A 25,618-nucleotide genomic window follows, 5' to 3' on the forward strand; every position below is an offset into this window, starting at 1 on the left:
TTATCAACAACGGATAATTTAAAGGCAAGCGAATAATCTTTTTGAGTTCTCTTAGATATTGATGTCATGACATTCTCCAAATTTAAGTTGGAAAAGTGTCAACCTTATTTAGGACGGGACACTAAAAGAAAAAAGAGGCCTTATTTCAGGCCTCTTTGTTCAGCTGACTAGAATTTTGTTATTACAGTTGCCATGTAATGGTGGCGCGAATATCGCGTCCTGGCTCCGCAACACCTGTATCAATTGGGCCAAGTGCTGCATAGGTTGCATGGTCATAATAAAACTTGTCGAACACATTCTTGATGGCGACATCCAGTTTTAAGTTTTCGTTGTCCGTGATATACCACGTCGCTTTTAAGTCATGAACGCCATAGCCTACCTTTTCTGGTAATTGGGTATTGTCCCAGACATAGGTGCCAGCATCATCAAGGCGTTTAACCAGACGTGCTTGCCAAGCCAACTCTATTGAATCGGTGAGTGAGTAGTCAGCGCCCAAGGTTAAAGTATCACCAACAGAGGTACCAATAGACCAGTCTTGATCGGAGATAGGGGTTCCTGCAAGCGCTGGGTTTATATGCGTTTTCCACTCAGGGCTGCTGCTATTAAATGCCAGAGACAAAGATACTTTCTCAAAGCTATAGCGAGCATTGATGTTTAGCCCTTTATTCTCTAAATCACCGACGTTGCTCAGTATGTGGGCGGCCTGTGTTTCGAGGTTCTTTGCGGTAGAAACAGCATCATCAATCGTCGATACAAATACGTCAGCTTGCACAACGAGGTTGTCACCGAGATATTTAAATCCGAATTCGATGTTTTCAGCAACTTCTTTGCGCAAGTTTACGTCATTATCATAATAACCAAGGACAAATAGCTCTTTTACTTTTTGACCTCGAACAGCCTTTGCGTAACCAGTATTAACCGATAACTCAGGCGTAAGCTCATAAGTAAGGTTCACATTAGGGCTAAAGCCGCTAGAGTCAAAATTGTGACCGTTGTCATCGTCAAGTTCGTAGTTGTCGTATCTTACACCTGTGCTGATCTGAAATTGTTCTGTCACTTGGAAGTAATCTTGAATATAGATACCCAGCACTTTGCCTTTCTCAACACCGGACAGCTCATAGTTTGATCCAATGTCTTCTAATATCGCTTCGTCGTCTCTGTAGTCAAATCCAGCCACAATTTTGTGAGTGTTATAGAGCGCAATATTCTTGATATCAAAACCTTGTGAGTCATACTCGGCGAAATAAGTGTTTTGAACAACAATACCCGCTCTATTTTCACCTTTAGGGTGTGCGTGCGTGATAGAGTTTTTAGTTTGGTACGCTGAAAAAGCGACATCAATGAGATCATCATGCGGTGCGTAAAAATAATTTAGTGTATTTGTTGTACGCTCGCTTTCTTGCGGCAGTGGTAAGTTTTTACGGCTTGGGTGCCAATGGGCACGCAGTAAGCGTGTGCCGTCATCGTGGCGCACATCGTGACTTAGGCTAAATGATTGTGTGTCAGTTATATCACCACTAATTTTAGCAAAGCCAACTTCTTGCTCTGACTGAGAGTAAGGGATTTCATCACCGTTTCCATCTTCCATGTTCTCTGTGTCGCGCTTGATCAGTGATACCAATGCATCAATATCGTCAGTGACTCGACCATATACGGTAGAGCTTGCTTTGAAGCCTTCACTGTTGCCGTAATAACCTAGCTTGAATAAGGCGCCAAAATTTTCATCTGGTGCAAGCAAGTCTGAGGCACTCTTAGTTTTAAATCTCAGTGCACCACCTAGCGCGCCCGAGCCAGATGTGGCGTCCCCCGCACCTGCCACCACGTCTACTTGCTTGAGCAGTTCAGGTTCAATTGATAGACGACCTTGGTGGTGAAACAAATAGCCAGCTTGCAACGCGCCATCAATACTGACATTAAGCATGGTATCTTCTAGACCGCGAACATAAATTTTTTGCGCGACTGGGTTTGAACCACCTACCGATACTTGTGGAAGTGATCTGAATATATCTGACAGGTCATTCGCTTGTAGTTGAGTCAGATCAGTTTGGTCGATGATCATATCGGCGTCAGAAACTTTGCCGTGAACTTCGATGATTTCAATCTTTTGTTGTTTGTTGTCGGCTAAAGTAACAGGTGAACCAAAAGTTGCAACTGCCACAGCAAGGGCGATAGATGAGCGAGAAAAACCAAACTGCATTGGTGTGTTCCTTTATCTTAAATGAAAATAGTTATCAATACGCTGTGTATTATTCATGGTTCTGTCCCAAAACAAAGCACTTTTACAACTGTTACATTTGCAGTGACATTTGGTGCTAATTTATGTGACTACGGTTGGCTTTAGAGCTCAATGACGATACATAATCCGGATTTGGGTGTATTTTGTGCGTAGATATGTCCGTTTAGGCGCTCCATCTGCCTTTTACACAGTGCTAGACCCAAACCAAACGAGTGACTATCAGGTTGCGTATGCGAATAACCATGACTGCGATAAAACGGTTGAAATATATCTTCTAGCTCACTCTCAGCGACACCGGGTCCATCATCTAATATTTGAATTGTGTGCTTATCAACTACCACGGAGATATGCTTTGTGGCATACCGGCTGGCGTTTCTGAGCACATTCTCTATGACCTGACCAAGCACTCGGGCGTCACTATTGTGCTGCTGTGTTTCTGGCATGTTCAGCTGAAAGTGTAAATGTGGGGCTTCAAACTTAACTTCTTCAGCAATACAATCAATCAAATCAACGAGATCAAACGGGCTATTTGCAGTGTCTGTGTGTGGGCAAAAACGTTCGTTTTCGAGCCATGTTAGTGTGAGTGTATTTTCGGCAAGTTCTCTCATGGTGTTGGTGTTCTTGGCCACGCGAGAAAGCATATCTGGTTGGTCTAACCCGGATTTGTGGCATTCCAAAGCGGTTTCTATACGCGTAATTGGCGTTCTAATTTCATGCGAAAAGTCAGCGATAAACTGCCTTTGTGCGCGAATGGTGTTGGCGGTGCAGTGGGCCATTTTGTCAAATGTCGCTGCAATTTGTTTGAACTCCGTATCTCGGCTCGAAATTTTGTCTCCCACACGGCTGTCTAAATCTCCATCGGCAAAGGCGCGTGTTGTTTGTTCAAGTTGTTTTAGAGGCTTCATGATGGCGCGATATAGCAGCCAGCAAATGCCCGCTAGAACCAAAAATGGTACGAAAAATTGCAGTACAATGTAAGTGACTTTCCAGTAATTGCCTGGACGCATATGGCTGGGAAGCTGAATTAAAAAGTGAGTCCTGTCATCAGCAAAAGGAATGTCCATCACTGGGTTACGGGGGAAATATAAATGGATTTTCCAGCGTACATTTCGGCCCAGTGTAAACTCATCGAGGTAGTATTGCTGAAGTTGGGTATCTGCCAGTGGGGTCAGCTCACGCTGTACGACCGCAGCCCAAGTATTGTGCTCTTGCTCTATGTTTTTTACGTATGTACTCAAAGCCGCCATATCACCGTCTAAGAACAGTTGTTCTGCTTGTTGGCCTAGTGCAATTAACTCTTCTTGATGTTCTACTTTGATTTGACTCATTCTGAATTCGGTGTGGTTGACCAAGTAATCGATCACACCGAACAATATGATTGAGCCCGCTATGACCAGCGCGCACAAGCGTAAGAAATAAGAGGCTTTAAGGTTGAACATGCAGACGGTACCCTTTGCCATGTACGGTTGTAATCGACTCAGGGCTTAGCCCTACCGCGACTAGTTTTTTTCGAAGTCGACTCAAGTGCATGTCTAAACTGCGGTCATACCGGCTAAATTGGCGTTCAAGTACGCTCTGGTAAAGGAATGCTTTGCTAAGGGTTTCCTTGTGATTGTGGGCTAACTGCCACAGCAACTTAAATTGAATTGCAGTGATATCTAGCGTCTCTTTGTTATAGGCGGCAAGCTGCTTTTGTCTATCCAAGTGCAAGTCAGCCAAGACAATCTCAAATGGCGTTTGTGCTTGGGTATGACTTGCGTGGACACGCCTTAAAATTGCTTCTATACGCAATACCAACTCATCAAGGTTAAAAGGTTTAGAAAGGTAATCATCCGCGCCTAAGCTGAGGCCTTTAATACGCTCTTGCTCAGCACCACATGCAGATAAAATCAAGACTGGTGTGTGTTTTATTTTTCTAAGCTGAGCCAAAATTTCGTAGCCTTCCATACTTGGTAAGCGAATATCCAAAATGATGAGGTCATAATCGATAGCCAGCGCCTGACTAAGTCCTTGTTCGCCATCGTGAAGACAGTCTACCTGATAGCCCCTGTTGCTAAGTAGCACACAGACTTGTTGATTGAGAGTAATGTCGTCTTCTACGACTAAAATACGGTTGTTCACAGATTTGTGTCTTCTAAAATGAGAATGATTGTATTTTAAGATTATTGTGCCTGTGTATACAATAGCGACAAGGTCGGATAGTAAACAGACGTGCGCTGTATGAGTTTTTTTCAAATGGAGTGAGTTGTATTTGATCAAATTCCCAATGACTGAAGGAGTTAACCAGCATTGGGGTATATCACGAGGCAATAGGTAACATTGGAATACAGTCTCGGATACAAACTCATTTAAGGAATGACACATGTTAAGGTTAATATCTATCAAATTGTCGCTACTGGCATTTGTGCTCAGCTGCGTCGGAGGGCTCTTTTCCAGTGCCGTATTTGCGAAGAGTTATAAGGCGACCCATCATGCCATCGTATATGAAGGGCGAGTTAGTAAACATTACAATAAAGGCCAAGTAGAGTTTAACTGGCCGGGAACACAGCTCAAAACCAAGCTAGTTGGGAAATCACTTAAAGTTACAATGGCTGGATATGGTGATCAGTTTGATGTCTTAGTAGATGGGGTACTGCACAAGAAAATTGTCACAGGGCAAAATGGCAACTTTGAGGAGCACGTCGTATTTGCCCAACAGGATGTAAAAACGGTAGACATTGAAATCGTTAAACGTTGGGAAAACTACAGTAATAACACCAAAATTTTAAGCTTTACGACTGATGGTCGATTAGAGGGAATTTGGCAGCAGCAACCCCATATTTTATTTATCGGTGACTCTATTAGTGCGGGCTTTGGCAGTGAGTCAACTAAGCGCCAGTGCACTTGGAACGAAATTGTAGATACCAGCAATGCCAGAGTGGCGTTTCCTTATCTAACGGCGTCTCTGTTGGAGGCCAGTTTTACTCAAGTGTCTTATTCGGGCCTAGGTTTGATCCGCAATTGGAGCGGCAATGATCCTCACCACAATTTGCGTACTTACTTTGACAAAGTAACGGCTGTGTTTGGTGACAATAAAGCTTATGAAGATACACATCCTAATTTGGTAGTGATAGAAGTGGGTACTAACGATTTCAGTACAGATCCTCAGCCACACGAGCCTTGGGAGACGATTGAGGACGTGAAAGCAGACTGGGTTTCGACCATGGTAGAGTTTGTTAACACTGTGCGCTATCGCTTCCCCAACGCACCAATTGTTTTTATGCCAAGACCTGCATATCCATATGACTTTATTATTCCGGCAACATTAGAGGCAAAAGCAAAACTAGAAGAGCAGGGAATAGATAAGCTGTACTCTCACACTTTCTCTTCACCACTGGAAGGGTGTATTTGGCATCCAACAACAGCTGAGCATACCGATATTGCAAATAAGTTGTCGGTATTTGTTCGAAGCCATAATTTGTTGAACTAAAGGCTTAATCTGCCTGTTAAACCCATTAATTAGCGTTTTGCAATTGGTGGGTTTAACCACTCGAGACTTCATTTAATAACTTTGCCGCTGAGCACACTTGTATACTGTCCAAGCAGGAATAGTCAGCGTTTCTCAGAACTGAAAAAGTTCCGTTAGGGCGGCTTTAAATTCAACTACTGAGCCGCCCAAAATAAGGTGAATTGCATTGCCTTGAGAAACTTTTTATTGAGATAGCAAGAAATATCAAAAACGCGCTTTGGATATTTTCTAAAGTACACCTATCAACACAACACACACAGGTGTACTTATGAAAGTAACTAAAAAAATCATCATCAATAAACCCGCAGAGCAAGTCTGGCATTTAATCGCCCACGAATTTGATAAGGCACATTTATGGATGGGCCCTATCCCAAATTCAGTGGCTCTGGGGGCTGGTAAAGGGTTGTCTGGAGCGCCAATGGAAGGGCGTATCTGCGACTTAAATTCTGACCCCAATGGCGCTAAGGTCAAAGAGGTGATCACAGAATACAGTGAGCAAGGTAGATATTTGGCATTTGATGTCTTACCTGTCAACAACCCTAAAATTGTGCCTATTAAGCAAAACCATGTTCATATGTCAGTGCGTTCAATCGGCCACAATAAATCAGAGGTAACTTGGGTTGCCTCTCCTCAGCTGAAGCTGTTTGCTTACCCATTTTATCCACTGTTGAGATTGGTATTTCCGATTGCATTTGGCAAACTGCTCACGGGGTTGAAAAAATATGCTGAAGAAAATGTGCTAATGTCAGATATGGCACGTGCTTGAGCAATTTAGTAAAGAACTTTGAGGATTATGAGATGGAGCGGTTTTTTAAGAGCATTGAATATATTGAGTCACACTTATTTGAAAAAATCAGTGTGCATGAAATTGCGACAGCCTCACACTATTCAACTTATCATTACAGTAGGGTGTTTAAAGCATTGGTTGGAGATACACCTAAAGAATACTTGCGTAAGAGGCGCTTAACATTGGCGGCAAAACGTTTGCTAACAGAAGAGGTTGGGATTTTAGAGCTGGCAATTGAATGCCAATTTGAATCTCAAGAAGCGTTTACACGTGCATTTAAGGCGTTGTTTGATATGACGCCTGCACAATATAGAAAGATCAACGAACCGTTTAGGTTGTTGTATAAAAAACCAGTCAGCCAAAATGACTTGGCATTTTTACAGAATAATATCAGCATGGAGCCCGAAATTATTGAGCAACCAGCAATGAAAATTGTCGGTATTGCAAATCAATATGATGACGGTGATTTAAGTTTGCCGAAGTTGTGGTCGGGCTTTAGACCATACAGAGATAAAATACCAAACCGTGTCGGCAGTGACTTTTTTGGCATATATGAAAACTATGAAGAATCTGAAGATACCACGCGGTTTGTTTATATATGCTCAGCACAAGTTGAAAACTTCGACGATGTGCCTGAAGGCCTTATCACGCGTGAGCTTGAAGCCCAGACGTATGCTCGGTTCACTCATATAGGGCCCATTGCTAAACTAGAAGAAACACTGCGCTATATTTGGGGAAGTTGGCTACCTAAAAGCAGCTATGAATATGCAGATAAACCGGACTTTGAATTACTGCCCGCTAACTTCAATGATGCCGACCCCAATAACAAAATCTACTTGAACATTCCAATAAAGCCCAAAGCCTGATCCGTCAGGCTTTTTTTTGCTCAATAAACAAGACAGCAAGAAATATCAAAAAATCGCTTAGTGCATCGTTTAATCTAGTCGTATTGAACATTACATCATCATTAAGTGAAAGGTTACATCATGATCAAGCGCGTATTAATTACAGGAGCAAATGCAGGTTTAGGTAAAGAAGCAGCGAAACAGCTCGCGGCTCGCCCTGAGGTTGAAGTTGTCTATTTGGGTTGTCGAAACCGAGAAAAAGCCTTCATTGCGCAACAAGAACTAGAACAATTAACGGGGCGCAGCATTTTTAAAATAGTTGAAATTGATGTCAGTGACACTAGCTCTGTTAAACGCGCTGTTGAGTCATTGCCTCATAGTGTGGACGCATTAATCATGAATGCTGGCGGTACAGGCGGAAGGGACTTCTCGAAGCTAAATAGTGACGGCGTTACGCAGATATTTGCTGTGAACTTATTAGGGCACAGTGTGCTAACGGAAGAATTGCTAAAATATGGCAAGCTGACTCAAGTTGCTGTGTATGCGGGCTCGGAAGCTGCTCGTGGCGTGACTGAAATGGGTATGCCACGTCCCAATCTAACCACCTCGTCAGTGGAGGAGTTTACGACCATTTGTAACGGCTCTGCGTTTTCGAAGAATCAAGATGCAACAGCGCACTATGGGCCAATAAAGTATATGGGGGCGCTTTGGATGTCTGCCATGGCTAGACGCAACCCACACATCAAATTTATCACCATGAGCCCTGGGGCTACGACTGGGACTGAAGGGTTTAATACTTTACCTGTGATCAAGCAATACGCAATGAAAGGTATGATGCAAGTAATGTTATGGTTGGGTAAGGTGCACCGAGTTGAAGTAGGAGCTGGGCGGTATTTGTCCGCTATTTTTGATAAACAGCTAACATCAGGTCAGTTTTATGCCAGTAAAAAAGGGCTCACCGGAGTGATTGGTGAGCAACACCTTTTATTTGCTGACTTAAATAATGAGCAATATCAAGAGAATGCCCTTAAAGCGATACAGCGATTCAACAGCCATTGAGTTCATTGAACTACCTTAGAGCCTTGTATGAACGTGCGTCACAGTAATATTACACTTCACGAGATACACGATATTTAGAGACTAATTTGGGTAAAAAAATGGATTCAGCACGCTTAATTTATGCCTGATTTCAAATGGATCATCTATTTTTCAACCCGTTGACCTAAAATTCGCACTCATAAAGCACCTATGCTTTTCTTAGGTGAATCTCGGTAGATAGTGCTGTTAGTTACAAATTCGCCCGGCTCTCTAGCATAGCTATAGCCTGTTTCTTTATTGTCTTGAGCCTTAAATAGTTGGGCTGAATGAGCCTGGCTTATCAGCAACAGTGTCTGAACCACCAACAAGCTTAGTTTACAATTGTCGTGCATGGTTATTCCTTGCTTAGACTATGGCTTATAACTGCTGCGTCATTCACTATGTTATGGGCCGAAGATGAAGTCGGTGTGTCTGAAATATGAACAAATTAAGTTGTGAGCATGCGGGTTTTTAAGCTGATAGTTTGGAGAAGATAGTAGTGTCGGTTCAATGTGTGGAACGACTATTACCAAGCTCTGTTAAGTCATTTAGCAATATAGAAAAATTAGGAGAAAGCGCAGTGGGCTTGCGCTTTTCAATTGGTGGCTTATTCCACAGGCGTAACCCAAAGTATGCCCACTGATTTTTCGATGACTTTGACATGCGTGCCTTTAGGTAAGTCAGATTTACTTTTAATTTGCCATTGAATACCAGAGTATTGGTAATGGACTTGGTTTGATTCGGTCAAGTCCTGTTCTAATGTAAAACTAATTTCAGCAAAATCACTTTCCACGGGTTTGGTGTCTTGTTGTGCTTGCATTGCTTTGAGTGGTTTCCATAAAAGTAGCGCTAGCACCGCAGTTAAGATACCGTTTATCCATGCCGCGTTGAGTAAGTTTGGTTCGACCAGTCCGAAATACATGAATGTACCACTGGCTACAAGTGACAGGCCTAGAAAAAACAACACAAATGTTGAAAACCCTAGAATAATCACTTCAATACTGAGTGCTAACAAGCCAAAAATAATTAATGCTTGTGGTAAGTTTTCTGTGAGATAGGCCATACATTACCCATTCTTTTGACTGTTTAAGGTGTTAATTATCGACATGCCCTGAGCAACGAGTGAACTGGCATCCGTTCCATTGTCTGGTAGCAGTACAACTGACGATTCTTTAGCAATCGCTTCTTTTGCAGCAATTGCTTTGGTTGCCAAATCGAGTTGAATGGCTTTTTGGCCTTCTTGTGTATTGGCTGCTTCACCCACTTTTCTCAATGCATCTGCTTGAGCTTCTGCAACAGCAATGATGGCTTTTGCCTCACCTTCGGCCTTTAATATTTGCTCTGCTTTTTCAGCTTCTGCCGCTAAAACCTGAGCCTGTTTTTTACCTTCGGCAACATTAATTTCGGCCTGACGATCGCCCTCAGATTCTAAAATTTGAGCACGTTTAACACGCTCAGCTTTCATTTGTGCTTCCATAGCTTCCATGACTGAATTAGGTGGCACAATATCTTTGATTTCGTAGCGTAATACTTGAATACCCCACGGCTCTGATGCAGCGTTAATCGCAGTCACAATATTGGTGTTTAACATATCACGCTCTTCAAAGGTCTTGTCCAGTTCCATTTTGCCCAGTTCACTACGCATGGTGGTTTGAGCCAATTGTGTGACCGCGAACACATAGTCATCAACACCATACGTTGCTTTATACGGGTCGAGTACTCTGAAATACAAGACTCCATCTACGACTAAAGAAATATTGTCGCGAGTAATCGCGGATTGAGAAGGTACATCGGTTGCTTGCTCTTTCAAGCTCCTATCGGCCGCTACTTGGTCAATAAAGGGAATTATAAAATTTAAACCCGCTTCTTTTGTTGATTGGTATTTACCAAAACGTTCAATTATCCAGGCGCGATTTTGCGGGACAAATTTAATTGAGCCTTTTAAAAGTACAATAACAAAAATAAGTAAAACGGCTTCAATGGTAAAAAGAAAGTTCAGTATCGTTGTAACTGGGTCCATAAGATTTGAGTCCTTTTATTGCTAGAGCCTTTACAATAGCATGATGTTGTTAAGAGTAAAAATAGCTCTTTTTTAGTGTTGCTAACGTCATTATTGATCTATGTTTAAACGGTTTCACGATTTCAACTAGTGGCTGATTGTCATTATTTTGTTATACAGGTTACCTATCATAGATACTAAAAGCAGATACAATCAATTGGGGCCTTTGTACCATGACCGCGCAGTACTACGAACAAAACGCATTGAAATTAGCACAGATATACCAGACAGACTGCTTTGAATCATTACACGCAAATTGGCTTACTCATCTTAAACCCTATCTAGTGAAAGAGCATTTGAGCTTCTTGGACATTGGTGCCGGTGCAGGCAGGGATGCTAAGTTTATTGTTGAGCAAAATAGAAGCGCAGAAGTGGTCGCCGTTGAGCCTGTTAGTTCTATTAACCGATTAGGTCAGGCTTACACACGAGAGCTGCCGATTATTTGGTTTCGCGATGAGTTACCGCGTCTTGTTAAAGTGAAAAAGCAGTACGACACTTTTGACATTATATTGGTAAGTGGAGTGTTTAATTATCTTGATAGCCATGCTTGTATTCAAGCTCTCCTAACAATAAGGCAATTGCTTAAACCGCAGGGGTTATTAGTCATCAAATTGCGACACTGTACTGACGAGCAGCACCTTGAGCTCCGAGGTCTCACTAATTTTGACACCGAAGTGCTTGTAACTATGGCACAAAGTGCTGATTTAAGTTTGGAACTTATTACGGATAAAGAACAGGATGCGCAGGGGCGTGCCCACACAACTTGGCAAACAATGCTGTTTAAGCCAATATGAATTGGCTTTTTAGCATCTAAATCAAGGGCGCATCATTACAAGGCGAGGATTTCTTTTTTGTTACTTGCAGACCATGCTGTATTTGCTGCATCCTTTTGGTCTAGCCAGATGTAGTCTGTATGCTCTTCAGCGCATAACTTGACTGCAATATCGTTTGGAACACAAATGCTAAAAACGTGCTCTGAATTGATTTTTGCACTGCTTTCATAACGATGTCGCCATTGAGGGCGAATTTCATATTGATTAATTACGTCATGAGATCTTATTTCGAGGCCTAGGACATGAGCATCTATGCCGGTTTCTTCCTTTAACTCACGATAGGCAGTGGCTAATGGAGCTTCACCTCTATCTATCCCTCCGGTAACTGATTGCCAAAACTCGGGGTCGTCTTTCCTTTGCAGCAATAGAAACTGTTTATTTTGATTGTATATAACGACAAGAACAGAAAACGGTTGGCGTAGCATTTCTTTTTCCATGGATATAGGTACCAGATTATTATACCAAGTGATACGTATACAAGGGAGAGTTTGGGTCCATTTACAATACAAAAAAAAGGCAGGCTATCGCCTGCCCAATCTCCAATAGCAATAATCTTTGCCAAGGAAATACCCAATAAACCAACATCCTTATCAGTAAGCTCTACTTCTCGGGAGTTCTAGGAGTTACTTAATTAATTAAGTGGTGTCTCCAAAGGAACAACTTCATCCTACATGGATGTTTTCAAAATGTAAACTGTTTATGATGAAAAACTTCATATGTAACTTAAATGCGTCTTTTGTTTTTATTTGTTGTATTTTTATGCGTTTTTTCATATGAGTTGAAAAAATCCAATATTTACAATGTTGTATGTTTCTTGAATTTCTATTGTTGATTTTAGTAGTTTTATCGGGTACTTTCTTTTCATTGTTATGTCATTGATTTTTAATGTTAATAAAATTGAATGAATTTTTTCATATGTTTTATTTGTCCCGAAATGTTAAATAAATGTTTTCTTGATGCGTATTCCAAACAAATTTTCTTGTACTCATTGCGGGCGAACTTGTGGTTTGATGAAATGAAAGTAATTTGGTGAATTCAGGTCAATTGAGAAATTCTTAACCCAAGCTTGGTTTTCATTATGTTCTATACCATGCTTAGACAGGGTACCAAGAAAGTAGTGGCATTATGTTTATAGCAGGTTTGTTATCGGTAGTGGTTGTGATGTCACCAAGCGAAATGTTCATGACTCTCAATAAAATAAAAGAGCTCAATAGTCAAAACCCGCAACAGGCCGCACATGTATTTAGCTCGATACAATCCAGATTACCTAAAAAGCCCAGCCGAGGGTTATTAGAGCTCTACCTTGTCGGCTTGGAGTCAGGTGTTAGAGCCAATGATGCTGCAATCGTACAGCATGTTGTGTCCATATTTGAACGTGATAGTTGGCAAAGTGCAATAGAAGGCACAGAGCTGGACATTGCAACAGCAGTGGCAATTTATCATCGGCGTATTCACGACTACAGTTATGCAGAGATATTGAACGAATGTGCTATTTCGTATGCGGTCGACCCTAAAGAGTTTAGTCGAGTGGCTAACAATATGGCTGTCGTATATCGGTATAGTGGTCAGCCACAAAAAGCGGCAAACATCCTAAAAGAGTCTTTAATGTTGGCCGAAGACAGAGAAATAATAGCGAATATCAAGAATAATCTGGGTAACATCTATTTCGATCAAGAAAAGTATCGTCATGCTCAACTGATGTATATTCGCGCATTCCGTTTTCATTCTGAAATGGGGCAATCCGCTTATGCTGCTGGGACTGGGTTAAATTTACTCAACACGCAAATTTTTTTAGATGACTGGAATAGCTTTACGCGATTTCGAAGCTCAGTTGCTTTAGAAGTAGAACAAAGTGGTCAACCCGCTTTCAAATTGTTTTTTATGTGGCAAAAGTACTTGTACGAGTACATTAATTCAGGTGTTGATCTCTCGAATGATAGAGTGCACACATTAATTGAATCAATACCAATATTGCTCAAGAGTGAACTAGGGCCCTCTCTCCAGTTTTATTCAAAGCTTTTTCAGCGCGAAGATTTAGCTCAGGCATTGCAAGAGCAACTTAAAAAAACTCCAGATATCAAACGTATAAAGTCTCCAAGTGGAAAAAAAGTTAAGCTTGAAAGGTTATGCTCTTCGCGGATCATTGCAAAAAAATACTTCTCTGACCGTTAATAAGAATTGAATTCGGTTAAAAAAAGGTCAATACTTTAGTTTCCGTATCAGGAAAACTTGTAAAGGAAACTATAATGAAATTAGTAAGAAACATTGTTGCGTTGTCATCAATCCTTTTGCCGACGCTATCTATAGCCGCTATTCCCTATCAAAATGAAGAATATCAATTTACTCAGCCCAATGGTGAAGTTGTCTCTGTCTTTTTACAGGGTAATACCTATTATGCAGAGCAAAGAACGCGCTCTGGCAAATTGGTTGTATTTGATGAAAAACTCAACGGGATGGCTTATGCATCAGTGAACAAGGCAGGAACAGGCCTTGTCTCGACAGGGGTATTAGTTTCAGATCTAGATGAGGCAAAGAGTGGGATAGTTAGCATTGCCTCTGGCCCAGAAGTTGGGTTATCGAAAGAAGCTATTCAGGCATTAGTAGAGCAAAAGCAAAGTGAATTGTTACCAGCTCTTGAAAGTCCACTACTTGTCCGTACGCAAAGCACAGATGTGACGGCACAGGTGACTGGCCAAATCAAAGGGTTAACCATAATAATCGACTTCCCTGATGAGCGAGGGACTATTTCAAAATCTCAAGTAGAGCGCTTTTTAAATAATCAAAACTACACTGAGTTTGGGAATGCACAATCAGTACGTGGTTACTTTTTAGAAGTATCGAATAACAAGCTTGACTACACCAACACGGTCACTGCTTATTACACAGCGAAAAAGAACAAAGCCTATTATGCTGATTCTAGCTTGAGTTCAACGGTGCGTTCGCAAGAGCTGATTAAAGAGGCGCTCGATTGGCTAGAGTATCAACAAGGTTTTGATTTTTCCACTTTATCTACCAATAGCAGCAATCAAATTCGCGGATTAAACATCTTTTATGCTGGCAATTCTGACAGTGCATGGTCTAAGGGGCTATGGCCTCATATGGCAAGGTTGAGTCCGAGATTTTGCGCTGATGGAGTGTGTACAGATCGATATCAAATTACGGATATGCGTGCGAGCCTTTCAATAGGTACCTTTGTACATGAATCAGGGCATCTAATTACAAATTGGCCTGATCTCTATGATTACGATGGCAGCTCTCACGGATCTGTGGCCAGTTACGGGGTAATGGGCTTCGGTGCAATTGGCACTACTAATAAGTTTAGGCCGACACCACCTGTCGCGCATTTTAGAGCGATTGCTGGATGGGATACAGTAACTGAACTTAATCCAGCTGTAGATGCTAATGCACCGACTGGTCGCTTAAGTCATACATCAGGCAGCCATACATCTTATAAGTGGACCAATCCGAGCAATCGAAATGAAGCGTTCTATATCGAAGCAATTCATAAGTCAGGCCAAAATAAAGAGCAACCCAGCCAAGGTTTAGCTATCTGGCACGTAGACTCCAAGGGAAGTAACTCCAATGAGTGGTACCCATACATTCAAATGGAGCATGCTGATGGTAATCGTGACCCTGAAAATAAAGTAAATCGCGGTGACAGCACGGACTTGTATGGGGCCAGCGGTGAATTTAGCAGCGTCCTGCCAAATAGTTTGTCGTCACGAGGCACAAATGCATTGTGGTGGAATGGGTCTGACTCTGGGCTATCTATATCAGGTATCTCAGATCCCGCACAAACCATCTCATTTGATTTGGATTCGTCTGTTGTTGAGCCTCCAAAAGGTGAGACTTATCGCGGAACACTCGCGAATAAAGCCCAACAGATCCAACCTAATGGCAGCTGGTTTCAGTATGCAGGTGGTGTCATCAAGCTTGACCTAAATGGCCCAAGCAATGCGGACTTTGATTTGAAATTAGAACGCTGGCAAGGTGGTAGTTGGCAAAGAGTCGCAGTATCTGAAACACCCACGTCGGTAGAATCGATCTCTTACAATGCGACAAGCGGTTACTACCGTATTATTGTTTATTCTTACGAAGGTGCTGGTGACTATACGTTAGTAGTAAATAAGTAAGGTGTAGTCAACTTAGCTCACAATCAATAGTGGACCTAGACCGCTAAGACAGGTCCACTTTGAATATTTAACGCTCATATTCCTGTCTCAATATTTTTTGCACATTTCCTTGATACTTCAATAATTGGTTGCTGCAACTTCACTTTATTTTTGCGTGATAAAGGTAAACGAATTTCAAAGGTTAAAATTTAGTAAAATATTTGTTTGATCTGAAATTGAAAATCATTATCATTATTACCCGTAAAGGGGACTTTGTGGTTTAGCGTGCTTTTTACACACAATATGATTAAGGAGTAATTATGTCTCGTAGATTTCTATTAACCGGCGCGACAGGCGTCGTGGGGCTCTCAATATTAGAGCTTTTATCCCCAAATGATGAGATTGTTATTCTAGTTAATCAACGATCTTTTAGTGACTTACCTCAGGGGGTTAGTCAGCAAATTCAGGGTGATATACGCAAGGCCAATTTTGGTTTAAGTGAAGAACAAATAGCACAGCTAGCAGGGGTAGAGTGTATCGTGCACAGTGCGGCACTAACTGACTTTACTGCCGATCCAGATGTGTTGGCTGGCATTAACGTGGCGGGGCTGCAGCATGCCATTCAATTATCCGAACAGCTCAATGTACCGCTTATCCACATTAGCACTGCATTTGTAAAAGGTCGAAATGGCCATGATTTTAATAATTATGAGCAAAGTAAGCGTGAAGCTGAGGCGTGTCTGAGTGAACATATTACTGTTGTGCGTCCGTCAGTGATTGTTGGTGACAGTACGCTCGGATTGATGCCCAAAAAACAGGGGATCCACAACATGCTCAAGCTTGCGACGAAAGAAGTTATTCCAATAGTACCAGGGGACGCCAATACTCTGGTTGATGTAATCCCAAGAGATATTGTGGCCAAGTGCATTTTAACCATTGTTGATAAAAAGCTGACGGGTGAGTTTTGGTTAACGGCAGGTGGTCTTGCCAAAACATTAGGGGACTTGTTAACACTCGGAGAGGATGAGGAGATCACCTCACAATATCCAATCGGCTTTAAAGCTCCAAAACTGATGAGCCCAACCACCTTTGAGCGATTGGTTAAGCCAGTCTTTATGCCTGCACTGCCAAAACGTTTTAAACGTATGTTTGAAGAAACCTCTATTTACTTAAAATACCTAGATATGTCTGAAGGGTTTCAATCTGATGTGCCCAAGCTAGCGGAAGTTGCAGGCGAATGTTATGAATTTGATGTGCGCCACACTCTGGCTAAAAACTTGGTTGCTTATGATCAAACTCACCCGCTGATCACTGAATTGTCTGGAGCAGATTAACGTGAGAGAACATATACTTGGTCTACTTAAGACACACAGTAATCGCTCAAAAGCACGTTTATCCAACTTGATGAATTTGCCGATTGAACAAAGTGCTCAATCGGCGGAAATTCTCGATGAGAAAGGTAAAGTTTATTTAGATTTTGGTGGTTTTGGTGTTTTTATTTTAGGTCATAAACACCCCAAAGTTGTTGAGGCGGTTAAATCCCAAATTGATGTGATGCCGATGAGTTCACGTACATTAGTGAGTCCTAATTTGGCGACCGCGAGTAAAAAGCTGGTAGATATATGTCCTGATGCCATCCAATACGCTTTTTTCACCAATTCTGGTGCTGAGTCAACGGAGTTGGGGTTAAAGCTTGCCAGAGCCAACGGTTGCAAGCACATTATTGCGCTCACCGGTAGCTATCACGGAAAGTCATTGGGTGCGCTGTCTGTAACGCATCGCGATGAATTTCGAGCACCTTTTTCTCCTTTATTTGACAATGTTGAGTTTGTTGAGCGCGATAACATCGCTGCTTTAAAGTCGGCATTTGCAAAGCGCAGCGAGCCTGTTGCATTTATCGCAGAGCCAGTACAAGGTGAAGGCGGTGTTTATGCCTTGAGTTATGAATTTTTACATACCGCAAAGCAATTATGTGACCAGTCTGGCGGTTTGTTTATTTGTGATGAGATCCAATCTGGTTTGGCACGCACAGGCGCTATGTGGGCGATAGATAAACACAATATCGTGCCCGATGTGATGTTAGTTGGCAAAGGTCTCAGCGGCGGCGTCGTGCCCTGTGCCGCTGTAGTCGCGACAGAAAAAGCATTTGCACCCTTGAATCAAGATTTTATGTTGCATTCAAGTACCTTTGGAGGCTCGCCCATTGCACTGGCGGCGGCAGAGGCGACCATTGATGTTTTGCTCAGTGAGCAAGTAGCGCAACGCGCGGCTCGTCTGGGGCAACAGATCCTCGATAAACTCAACGACATCGTACACGCTAAAAATGCGCAACACGAGGAGCAAATTATCATACGAGGAGAGGGGCTGTTAATTGGTATTGATGTAGGCACGCCAGCCCGAGCTGGCCAGCTGACACTGTTACTGCTCAACCAAAATATTCTTACCAGCCATTCATTAAGTAATGCTTCAACTGTGCGCCTTACCCCTTGCGCATTTTTAACCGACGATCAGTTAGCACAGTTGTACAGCGCATTCACCATCGCAATTGAAAAGATTTAAGGAAAGACCATGAGAGACGTAAAATACATTCAAACTGTTAACGCTTCAGCACAGCAAGCGTTTGATAAGATTGCCGACTTCAAATCGTTTGAAAGTCATTGCCAAGCTGTGATCTCTGTGGAAGTATCAGAAGTTAGCGAACATGAGTCTGAGTCTGCCTGGCTAGTGCATTTTCATGACGGCAAAATGTCTTGGCGAGAGCGCGATATATTTGACAAAACCAATCTAAAAATTGAGTTTACGCAAATAGAAGGAGACGCAGACATCTTTGAGGGGTGTTGGCGTATCGAAGCACTAAATGACGCGCAGTGTACCATCGCATTCGATGCTCGTTTTTGTATGGGGATCCCAACACTTGCAGACATTCTTGAACCGATAGCAGAGTCCGCAATCAAGCAAAATGTCGAACAAATGTTGAGTGAGTTATTTGCAAGCCAAACAGAGGCCGTTGCATGAGTACCTACCAAAAAGCGCAGCAATTGCTGCGCGACACATTACCTGAATTGGCAAGTCACTTGAGAGAATCCCATTTTGATGAGCTTGAAGGGGAGCAAAGCCAAGCAATTAATATATTCAAATCAGCTGGCGGTGCGTCCACTTTAGTTAAAGAGAAATACGGTGGCAAAGGGCTCAGTGCATGGCAGGCTGTGCAATTACAAATGGCAATTGGGGGCGCTTCTCCGTCTTTGGCGATTGCCGCGGGTATGCATCAATTCTCAATTGCGACACTGCAAGAAATGGCCAAAGTTGGGAACGGATTAGAGTCACTGATGTTAGAAGGGATCTCTCGCTCAAACTTACTTGTCTCCTCGGCGTTTAGTGAGGGACAAATTGGCAAAAGCATTTTGAAGAGCCAAATTATTGCTAAAGAAATTGATAAAGGATACGTCATATCAGGTGTGAAAAAGCCGTGTAGCTTAGCCCATTGTATGGACTTATTAACGGCAAGTGTTCAAGTCGAGCCAAAATCCGGTGAGCCGTATTTTGCTGTGGCAATGATACACAAAGCGTGCGAAGGCATTTCTGTAGAAAAGTTTTGGCAAGCACCGTTTTTAAAAGCGAGCCAAAGCGAAGCCGTGGTGCTGGAGAATGTGTTTGTACCGCACTCAATGTTGGTCAATGTTGATGAAAAATCGGCATATCAATCGCATGTTGCTGGGTTTGTATGGTTTGAGCTGATCACCTGCGCTTCTTATTTAGGCATGGTATGTGGTTTAGTCGAACGTGCCTGTGAATTGGGTAGGTTACAAGATTCAGACAAAGCAAAGGTACATATTCAACTAGAGGCATGTGCACTATCACTTAAAGCAATCGCGAATGATATGAACGACCAAACTCAAGATACCCTTGCCCAAGTATTGAGTGTCCGATATCACTTGCAAGATGTGCTTGCTGATGTGACCCAAAATATACTGAGTTTGGTCGGCGGTATTAACTATATCAATACAGGCTATTTCGCGACAATAGCCCAAGTTATCCATGCATTTAACTTCCATCCGCCTGCTAAACACGCGATGTATGGACCCCTGAATCAATATTTTGATGGCCAAGAGTTGGAGATGGTGTAATGCGTTTAGCGCTGTGCAATATTGAAAATATGGCGACCTTGCCGGCAATTCTTAAGGTTTTGGAAACGCACAAGGATGACATCAAGTTAGTGATCACCAGCGATCCATACTCAAAGAAAAATGGTGGTTTTATAAAACAAGCCTATAAAAATATGTGTAACCGAGGTTATAGCTTTACAGAGTATCTGTTCGTTAAAATGGTACTTGCGACGCTTATCCGTCCTATATTAAAACGCTTCGGAATGGACGTTTTTCCCAGTATTAAACAGCGCTGTGAAGATCTTGGGATCACACACATCAAAGTCAAAGATGTAAATTCTCCTGAGGTGGTTAATCTACTCAAGGATAAACAAATAGACCTGTTGACCATTTATTACTTTGATCAGATTTTACACGACGAAGTCATTGGCATTCCAAAACAAGGCGTGGTTAATTTTCACCCTGCTTTTTTGCCTCAGTGCAGAGGCTTGTTTCCCATTATGTTCAGCTACCTATACAACCAGCAGAGATACGGGATCTCAGCCCATTGGGTAGAAAATAAAGAGATTGATGCTGGCCCTATCATCGCACAACGCATGATTAAAGTGCCAAAAGCTGAGTGCCTATTAGATATTGATAGGCAGGTAAGCAATCATTTTCCACAACTATATGGAGAGGTAATGCGTACGCTTAAACATCAACAAGCAGATGCTCAAAATCAAGCACATGCTGGTAGTTACTTTTCATATCCAACCAAGGAGCATCTCACCTTGTTCAAACAGTCACTTTGTTTGGTTAAATGGAGATGGGTCCTAAATGCGTTGAGAAAACAAGGCTAAGAATCTGCGGGTGAGTATGGATTTATTCACGAGATTAGTACTTAAATGTTATCGGTACATCTAGTATAAAAATCAAACAGCGGTACAATGAAGGTAAGTTTAGTATTTTTATTCTAATGTGACCGTTTATAGAGGGTTACTTAAGCGAGCGAAGTTGGCTCGCTTTTGGTTTTTAAATTACTTTACTTTGCCTGACTCTACAGAGTTTTGGCGCAATACACTAAACTGAAGGTCTACAGGGCAAGTATAAACAGTAAAGAAGTTCGCAAGGATCATATATGAGAGTTTTATTAAGCTTGATGTTGTTACTTAACGCACACTTTTGTGTCGCGGAGGATGACAATGCGCAAAATCAAGGGCTGCCCGTGGCGGCCTACAGTGTGCAAGAAGCGACAGGCTTTTATCAGTTTCGCCAAGTGACCGGTCAGGTAGTCAAACATCAAGAAGCGGAAATCGGGTTTGAATTTAATGGCGTGCTTGAAGCACTTTATGCTGATCAAGGCGATGCGATTGAAAAAGGGCAATTGCTTGCGAAGCAAGATACCCAGTTACTCGAGGTTGAAAAACTTGAACACCTTGCCAACCTAGATAAAGTCAAAGCCCAGCTGACACTCGCACAGCAAGATAGCGAACGACTCTTAAAACTCAGTAAATCAAACTATTCGGCACAGCAACAGTTAGATCAAAACCGCTCACAAATCGCCGTACTCAACGCGGAATTACAAGTGTTGAAGGTCAAGATTAAAGGGATTGATATTCGACTTGGTAAAGCCCATTTAAAGGCTCCTTTCGATGGTGTTATTGCTTCGCGAAATGTGTCTCTTGGTGAAGTGGTGGGACCGGGGCAAACTGCACTGCGTGTACTGGAACAGGGTAATTCAGAAGTGCGCATAGGTGTGCCACAAAACTTGTTGGTAAACATCCAACAAACTATGCCCATTAGTGTGGGTGGACATGTATATCAAGCTGAAAAGCGTTCCGGTGGTACAAATTTAGACCCCGTATCTCGCACAGTTCAATTGCGCTTTGCATTACCGCATGATGCGGTTGTTTTTTCAGGGCAAATGGCATCGATGACAATCGCAAAGAAACAGCAGAAAAAAGGGTATTGGGTACCTATTAGTGCACTCACTAACGGTACTCGCGGCACTTGGCAAATATACCAAATTGAGCAAGGCCATTTACAGCCTACAGCAGTTGAAGTGCTGCATAGCGATGGTCAATACGCTTATATAGACGGGGATTTGCAAAATGGCACAGAAATCTTAGCCAATGGGACTCACAAAGTTGCAGCGCATATTAAAGTAGATATTGTCCAATCGGTTGCTACTCGAGGTGAGCAGCAATGATTGCTTTTTTGTTGAATAATGCGCGTTTTCAAGTCCTACTCATCGCCTTACTGTTAGTGTCGGGTTTTGCGGCTTTAAGTAGTTTACCTCGCACCGAAGATCCACGGATAATCAATCGCTTTGCATTTGTGACTACCTACTTACCCGGTGCATCAGCAGCGCGAGTAGAAGCGCAGGTTACTGAAAAAATAGAGCAAAAGTTAAAACAACAAGCAGAAATAAAAAACTTGATAGCGATGTCCCGCTCGGGGATCAGTGTACTGAGTATCGAGCTAGAAGATGCGGTCATCGATAGCAACCCGGTGTGGTCAAGGTTGAGAGACTTGCTTGACGATGTGCAAATTGAGCTGCCCGAAGAGGCATCATCTCCCTTGTTAGAAGATGACCGGGGTTATGCGTATACCAAAATTGTCGCGTTAACCATTGAGCCCGACCAATCGGCATCATCGTCGCTGCAACAGACAAAACAAATAGCAGTGAACCGATATACCAAAGAGCTTCGCAATCGATTAAGAAATCAAACTGGCGTTGAAGTGGTTCATTTATTTGGAGTCGCAAATGAAGAGGTGAGAATTACCTTAGACCCCACTAAGTTAAAATTGGCCAATTTGTCATTTGAGCAAGTCGCGCAAGCGGTAAAAAATGCAGATGCAAAAATATCTGCGGGCATGATCACCAACTCACAAGTTCAAATGCAAGTAGAGCTCTCTGGCGAGTTTACTAACATTGCTCGAATTGCAGCTATTCCTATCCAAAGTGATAGTCGTTATGGTCAGATACAGCTCAGTGATATTGCGAAAGTCGAGCGCATGCTGGTTGAACCGCAGCAAGAGGTTGCTTGGGTGGATGGTATGCCCGGGGCCTATTTAGGAATACGCATGCTGCCAGACGTACGTATTGATAAATTCTCAGCGCAGATAGACACTTTACTTAACGAGTTCAAGCATACGCTCCCCAATAATATTCAACTACACAGCTTGTTCGACCAAAAAGGTTACACCGAAGAGCGACTCGGTAGTTTATTAGACAATATTTTGCTCGGTTTTGCGCTAATCCTTGTGGTTCTATTCGTTACTTTGGGGCTCAGGGCTGCGATAATTGTTGGCCTCGCTCTGCCACTTACTGTGATGTTTACACTGGCATGTATGAATATGTACGGGTTACCAATTCATCAGATCTCCGTGACCGGTTTGGTAGTGGCTCTGGGTATCATGGTCGACAATGCCATTGTAATTACCGACGCGATTCAAAGATATCGACAACAAGGGTTAACGGTAATGAAAGCCGTATCTAAAGCGGTTAATCATTTTTGGCTACCACTTCTGAGCTCAACCTTAACGACCATTTTGGCATTTATGCCCATCGTATTAATGCCTGGGCCTTCAGGTGAGTTTGTAGGTGGTATCGCTTTAAGCGTGATTTTTGCTTTAGTGGGATCCTATGCTATCTCTCATTCCTTAATTGCTGTATTCGCAGGAAAATATGTTCAAACTGACAATACAAAAGGCAATGGATTCTTAGTTCAAGGGATCCGGCTTGGCGCGCTAAGTGAGGCTTTTGAGAAGATGTTAAAGCGCTCTTTAAAAACACCATTACTCACTACATCATGTGTCATGGTATTGCCTATTTTAGGGTTTATTTCAGCAGGCCAATTAACCGAACAGTTTTTTCCACCTGCAGATAGAGATATGTTCCATATCGAAGTCCGGCTATCGGACAATGCCAGTATTCATGCAACCAATGCATTAGTTAAAAGAATGGACGAACATATTCTTAAGCATGAAGGTATTGAGCGTCTTGATTGGATGGTCGGGCGTAATATCCCGATTTTTTACTACAACTTAATGCAAAGGGACAAAGGAGCGCGAAATTACGCTCAGGCGATGGTTAAAGTCACTGACTTTGAACGAGCTAATACACTGATAAAAACCTTGCAAAGTGAATTAGATAGGGCATTTCCTGAAGCACAAACTCTGGTTAGAAAGCTTGAACAGGGGCCACCATTCAATGCCCCAATTGAAATTAGAATATTTGGTCCAGAGCTCGATAAGTTGGCTGAGTTAGGTCAACGTGTAAAGCAGACTGTGATTGCGCATCCTGATGTGACGCATACGCGAACAACATTACAATCTGGCGCGGCGAAAGTTGAGTTAGTTGCACAAGAACCCCAGTTGATCCATGCTGGTGCTCAAGCACAGCATGTAGCAGCTCAGCTTCAGGCACAATCACAAGGCGTGACGGTGGCTAGTATTTTGGAAGATACGGAAACCGTGCCGGTAAGCTTACGGTTTGATAATCAGTATCGTGATGGATTGGATGGTTTAGCCAATGTGGAAGTGATGGGTGATCAGCCTTTGCTCTTATCTGCATTTGCTACAAGTCGTATTGTGCCTGAACAAAGTACGATCCATCGCCGAAATGGAGAGCGACTTAATGTGGTGGAGGCATTCTTGCAAACTGATGTCTTGCCTGCAAAAGTCTTAAAAGAGATACAGGTGCAATTAGAAAAAGAGCAATTTGTGCTGCCTGTAGGCTATCGGTTGGAAATTGGCGGTGAATCTCAACAGCGAGATCAAGCTGTTGGGAGTTTACTGGGTAAAGTTGGCGTAATTTTTGTCTTGCTGATAACTGTGCTTGTGTTGACATTTAATTCCTTCACGACAACAGGTTTAATATTGATAACTGCCTTTCAATCAGCGATGTTGGGCATTTTAAGTGTTTATATTGCTGGTTATCCATTTGGGTTTACAGTCATCATAGGGTTACTCGGTCTCATGGGACTTGCGATCAATGCTGCGATAGTTATTTTGTCAGAGTTGAGAGCGAGTAAAGCCAGTACCATAGACGAGATTGTGTCGGGTGTAATGACGTGTGCTAGGCATATTACGTCTACGACTATCACAACGGTTGGTGGCTTTTTGCCTTTGATCCTTGCTGGTGGTAGTTTTTGGCCTCCATTTGCAATCGCGATTGCTGGGGGCACTGTGCTGACAACTGTTCTATCATTTTTCTTTGTGCCTAGTTGTTATTGGTTGATGAAGAAAAAGCAATCCTCTTCTTTTATCACCAATCTCAAAAAGATAAAATCATGAAATTAGCGAGAATGGCTGGGTTATATAGCAGCCATTCTTTATATGTTCGAACATTACCAACAGTGTCTCTCCATTTTTTTTGCATATTCTGCCGATATGCTTGGATTAATAGAAAATAAAGTCGATTTTAATACCTTCCAAGCAAGCAGAGTCACATGGACGTGGCTTCTTTTTCAGTTAAGTTCACTTGTCTGTTTATTGTTATCCTTTAAGACTTAAACGGATAGCAAGCCTGAAATAAACGATCCGAGTAATATGTAAATGATAATCAAGCTGATAAACTCTCTCGAAAGATTATGCAATCAAGGGTGAGCATAACGTGTGGTATGGCATTATCAATATTTAGAAGATATTAAAAGGGAGGGGCTGATTTTGAATTAGAAAGCCCAAGTTAAATACCTTGAGCTATTCATCATGTTTTTAACCAGGTTATAGTGGGTGTTTACATGTTCCAACTTGCATGTGTGTAAACCAACGACAGCCTTTTTCAAAAACCGTTGCTGGGAAAGGGTTACCACCTCCACCTGCTATATTAGGCGTTTGCATAACAGGAAGCGCTTTGCTGTCTTTTGATAGTGACTTAATTGCTTTTTTATTTATTTTTAATTTCACTTTATATTTCCCTGTTGAATCAAGTGTTCAATATTTACATTATCAGAGTTTTTACATCTGTTAAAGCGCTTGGTTTGTAAATTTCCTCTTCATCCTGTAGGTTAACTCATAATTTTTAGATGTTTTTACTCATATTTCCTCGCATTTTAAATGGATGCCTTTG

General features: G+C 42.2%; 22 protein-coding genes. 14 read left to right on the top strand and 8 right to left on the bottom strand.

The genetic code is table 11. The annotated features are described in order from the left end of the window. Window positions 1-181: 181 nt before the first annotated feature. From QNM18_RS19470 to QNM18_RS19480, 3 genes are all read right to left on the bottom strand, one after another. Window positions 182-2,197: a TonB-dependent receptor domain-containing protein gene (locus tag QNM18_RS19470; protein WP_284138178.1), complete on the bottom strand. Its 2,016-nt coding sequence runs from the start codon at window positions 2,195-2,197 to the stop codon at window positions 182-184. 140 nt (window positions 2,198-2,337) lie between these two features. Further along, a complete protein-coding gene (locus tag QNM18_RS19475) occupies window positions 2,338-3,675 on the bottom strand; it encodes a HAMP domain-containing sensor histidine kinase (protein WP_284138179.1) in 1,338 nt (445 codons plus the stop codon). After that, complete coding sequence (locus tag QNM18_RS19480; protein ID WP_284138180.1) at window positions 3,662-4,357, bottom strand: response regulator transcription factor; 696 nt, start codon at window positions 4,355-4,357, stop codon at window positions 3,662-3,664. The genes QNM18_RS19475 and QNM18_RS19480 overlap by 14 nt, the downstream gene beginning before the upstream one ends. Before the next feature lie 241 nt (window positions 4,358-4,598). On the opposite strand from QNM18_RS19480, the gene QNM18_RS19485 reads away from it, so the two are divergent. The 4 genes from QNM18_RS19485 to QNM18_RS19500 all read left to right on the top strand — a co-directional run bounded on the left by QNM18_RS19485 (window position 4,599) and on the right by QNM18_RS19500 (window position 8,435). Then, window positions 4,599-5,705, top strand: a complete 1,107-nt coding sequence (locus QNM18_RS19485; protein ID WP_284138181.1) for an SGNH/GDSL hydrolase family protein — start codon at window positions 4,599-4,601, stop codon at window positions 5,703-5,705. A gap of 307 nt (window positions 5,706-6,012) precedes the next feature. Then, the gene (locus QNM18_RS19490; RefSeq protein WP_211008530.1) at window positions 6,013-6,510 is read left to right on the top strand and encodes an SRPBCC family protein; all 498 of its coding nucleotides are present in this window, start codon (window positions 6,013-6,015) and stop codon (window positions 6,508-6,510) included. Then, window positions 6,507-7,397, top strand: a complete 891-nt coding sequence (locus QNM18_RS19495; protein WP_284138182.1) for an AraC family transcriptional regulator — start codon at window positions 6,507-6,509, stop codon at window positions 7,395-7,397. The genes QNM18_RS19490 and QNM18_RS19495 overlap by 4 nt, the downstream gene beginning before the upstream one ends. A 120-nt stretch (window positions 7,398-7,517) precedes the next feature. Continuing rightward, a complete protein-coding gene (locus QNM18_RS19500) occupies window positions 7,518-8,435 on the top strand; it encodes an SDR family NAD(P)-dependent oxidoreductase (protein ID WP_284138183.1) in 918 nt (305 codons plus the stop codon). Window positions 8,436-8,611: 176 nt separating this feature from the next. On the opposite strand, the gene QNM18_RS19505 is transcribed toward QNM18_RS19500, so the two are convergent. From QNM18_RS19505 to QNM18_RS19515, 3 genes are all read right to left on the bottom strand, one after another. Continuing rightward, entirely contained in the window at window positions 8,612-8,806 is a 195-nt protein-coding gene (locus QNM18_RS19505) for a hypothetical protein (RefSeq protein WP_284138184.1), read from the bottom strand. 254 nt (window positions 8,807-9,060) lie between these two features. Next, entirely contained in the window at window positions 9,061-9,516 is a 456-nt protein-coding gene (locus QNM18_RS19510) for an NfeD family protein (RefSeq protein ID WP_284138185.1), read from the bottom strand. A 3-nt stretch (window positions 9,517-9,519) separates the two neighbouring features. Beyond that, window positions 9,520-10,473, bottom strand: coding sequence for an SPFH domain-containing protein (locus QNM18_RS19515; protein ID WP_023397976.1), 954 nt, complete (start codon window positions 10,471-10,473; stop codon window positions 9,520-9,522). 212 nt (window positions 10,474-10,685) lie between these two features. Here QNM18_RS19515 and QNM18_RS19520 point away from each other — a divergent pair, with 212 nt between their 5' ends. Beyond that, complete coding sequence (locus QNM18_RS19520; protein WP_284138186.1) at window positions 10,686-11,306, top strand: class I SAM-dependent methyltransferase; 621 nt, start codon at window positions 10,686-10,688, stop codon at window positions 11,304-11,306. A 35-nt stretch (window positions 11,307-11,341) separates the two neighbouring features. Here the strand turns inward: QNM18_RS19520 and nudB are convergent, their stop codons facing one another. Further along, complete coding sequence (gene nudB / locus QNM18_RS19525) at window positions 11,342-11,770, bottom strand: dihydroneopterin triphosphate diphosphatase (protein ID WP_211008866.1); 429 nt, start codon at window positions 11,768-11,770, stop codon at window positions 11,342-11,344. A 700-nt stretch (window positions 11,771-12,470) separates the two neighbouring features. On the opposite strand from nudB, the gene QNM18_RS19530 reads away from it, so the two are divergent. From QNM18_RS19530 to QNM18_RS19570, 9 genes are all read left to right on the top strand, one after another. Then, window positions 12,471-13,517 (top strand): tetratricopeptide repeat protein, encoded by a 1,047-nt coding sequence (locus QNM18_RS19530; RefSeq protein ID WP_284138187.1) that lies wholly within the window; start codon window positions 12,471-12,473, stop codon window positions 13,515-13,517. 74 nt (window positions 13,518-13,591) lie between these two features. Then, the gene (locus QNM18_RS19535; RefSeq protein ID WP_211008537.1) at window positions 13,592-15,478 is read left to right on the top strand and encodes a M6 family metalloprotease domain-containing protein; all 1,887 of its coding nucleotides are present in this window, start codon (window positions 13,592-13,594) and stop codon (window positions 15,476-15,478) included. Between the two features lie 299 nt (window positions 15,479-15,777). After that, complete coding sequence (locus QNM18_RS19540; protein ID WP_211008538.1) at window positions 15,778-16,791, top strand: SDR family oxidoreductase; 1,014 nt, start codon at window positions 15,778-15,780, stop codon at window positions 16,789-16,791. Between the two features lies 1 nt (window position 16,792). Beyond that, window positions 16,793-18,016, top strand: coding sequence for an aspartate aminotransferase family protein (locus tag QNM18_RS19545; protein WP_284138188.1), 1,224 nt, complete (start codon window positions 16,793-16,795; stop codon window positions 18,014-18,016). 9 nt (window positions 18,017-18,025) lie between these two features. Beyond that, window positions 18,026-18,472, top strand: coding sequence for a type II toxin-antitoxin system RatA family toxin (locus QNM18_RS19550; protein WP_284138189.1), 447 nt, complete (start codon window positions 18,026-18,028; stop codon window positions 18,470-18,472). Further along, a complete protein-coding gene (locus QNM18_RS19555; RefSeq protein ID WP_284138190.1) occupies window positions 18,469-19,584 on the top strand; it encodes an acyl-CoA dehydrogenase family protein in 1,116 nt (371 codons plus the stop codon). Before QNM18_RS19550 ends, QNM18_RS19555 begins: the two co-directional genes overlap by 4 nt. Further along, a complete protein-coding gene (locus QNM18_RS19560) occupies window positions 19,584-20,402 on the top strand; it encodes a formyltransferase family protein (protein WP_284138191.1) in 819 nt (272 codons plus the stop codon). The genes QNM18_RS19555 and QNM18_RS19560 overlap by 1 nt, the downstream gene beginning before the upstream one ends. A 278-nt stretch (window positions 20,403-20,680) precedes the next feature. Further along, window positions 20,681-21,751, top strand: coding sequence for an efflux RND transporter periplasmic adaptor subunit (locus QNM18_RS19565; RefSeq protein WP_284138192.1), 1,071 nt, complete (start codon window positions 20,681-20,683; stop codon window positions 21,749-21,751). Continuing rightward, window positions 21,748-24,843 (top strand): efflux RND transporter permease subunit, encoded by a 3,096-nt coding sequence (locus tag QNM18_RS19570; RefSeq protein WP_284138193.1) that lies wholly within the window; start codon window positions 21,748-21,750, stop codon window positions 24,841-24,843. The genes QNM18_RS19565 and QNM18_RS19570 overlap by 4 nt, the downstream gene beginning before the upstream one ends. Window positions 24,844-25,272: 429 nt before the next feature. Here the strand turns inward: QNM18_RS19570 and QNM18_RS19575 are convergent, their stop codons facing one another. Then, window positions 25,273-25,455 (bottom strand): hypothetical protein, encoded by a 183-nt coding sequence (locus tag QNM18_RS19575; protein WP_284138194.1) that lies wholly within the window; start codon window positions 25,453-25,455, stop codon window positions 25,273-25,275. Window positions 25,456-25,618: the final 163 nt, after the last annotated feature.

Source organism: Pseudoalteromonas obscura, assembly GCF_030135505.1.
Classification (GTDB): domain Bacteria; phylum Pseudomonadota; class Gammaproteobacteria; order Enterobacterales; family Alteromonadaceae; genus Pseudoalteromonas; species Pseudoalteromonas obscura.

What these genes read in the sequence shown, in the direction of transcription:
- QNM18_RS19550 (WP_284138189.1), top strand. Translation starts at nt 18,026, where the DNA reads ATGAGAGACGTAAAATACATTCAAACTGTTAACGCTTCAGCACAGCAA.
- nudB (WP_211008866.1), bottom strand. Translation starts at nt 11,770, where the DNA reads ATGCTACGCCAACCGTTTTCTGTTCTTGTCGTTATATACAATCAAAAT.
- QNM18_RS19535 (WP_211008537.1), top strand. Translation starts at nt 13,592, where the DNA reads ATGAAATTAGTAAGAAACATTGTTGCGTTGTCATCAATCCTTTTGCCG.
- QNM18_RS19570 (WP_284138193.1), top strand. Translation starts at nt 21,748, where the DNA reads ATGATTGCTTTTTTGTTGAATAATGCGCGTTTTCAAGTCCTACTCATC.
- QNM18_RS19540 (WP_211008538.1), top strand. Translation starts at nt 15,778, where the DNA reads ATGTCTCGTAGATTTCTATTAACCGGCGCGACAGGCGTCGTGGGGCTC.
- QNM18_RS19560 (WP_284138191.1), top strand. Translation starts at nt 19,584, where the DNA reads ATGCGTTTAGCGCTGTGCAATATTGAAAATATGGCGACCTTGCCGGCA.
- QNM18_RS19555 (WP_284138190.1), top strand. Translation starts at nt 18,469, where the DNA reads ATGAGTACCTACCAAAAAGCGCAGCAATTGCTGCGCGACACATTACCT.
- QNM18_RS19470 (WP_284138178.1), bottom strand. Translation starts at nt 2,197, where the DNA reads ATGCAGTTTGGTTTTTCTCGCTCATCTATCGCCCTTGCTGTGGCAGTT.
- QNM18_RS19485 (WP_284138181.1), top strand. Translation starts at nt 4,599, where the DNA reads ATGTTAAGGTTAATATCTATCAAATTGTCGCTACTGGCATTTGTGCTC.
- QNM18_RS19490 (WP_211008530.1), top strand. Translation starts at nt 6,013, where the DNA reads ATGAAAGTAACTAAAAAAATCATCATCAATAAACCCGCAGAGCAAGTC.
- QNM18_RS19565 (WP_284138192.1), top strand. Translation starts at nt 20,681, where the DNA reads ATGAGAGTTTTATTAAGCTTGATGTTGTTACTTAACGCACACTTTTGT.
- QNM18_RS19520 (WP_284138186.1), top strand. Translation starts at nt 10,686, where the DNA reads ATGACCGCGCAGTACTACGAACAAAACGCATTGAAATTAGCACAGATA.
- QNM18_RS19500 (WP_284138183.1), top strand. Translation starts at nt 7,518, where the DNA reads ATGATCAAGCGCGTATTAATTACAGGAGCAAATGCAGGTTTAGGTAAA.
- QNM18_RS19505 (WP_284138184.1), bottom strand. Translation starts at nt 8,806, where the DNA reads ATGCACGACAATTGTAAACTAAGCTTGTTGGTGGTTCAGACACTGTTG.
- QNM18_RS19515 (WP_023397976.1), bottom strand. Translation starts at nt 10,473, where the DNA reads ATGGACCCAGTTACAACGATACTGAACTTTCTTTTTACCATTGAAGCC.
- QNM18_RS19530 (WP_284138187.1), top strand. Translation starts at nt 12,471, where the DNA reads ATGTTTATAGCAGGTTTGTTATCGGTAGTGGTTGTGATGTCACCAAGC.
- QNM18_RS19475 (WP_284138179.1), bottom strand. Translation starts at nt 3,675, where the DNA reads ATGTTCAACCTTAAAGCCTCTTATTTCTTACGCTTGTGCGCGCTGGTC.
- QNM18_RS19510 (WP_284138185.1), bottom strand. Translation starts at nt 9,516, where the DNA reads ATGGCCTATCTCACAGAAAACTTACCACAAGCATTAATTATTTTTGGC.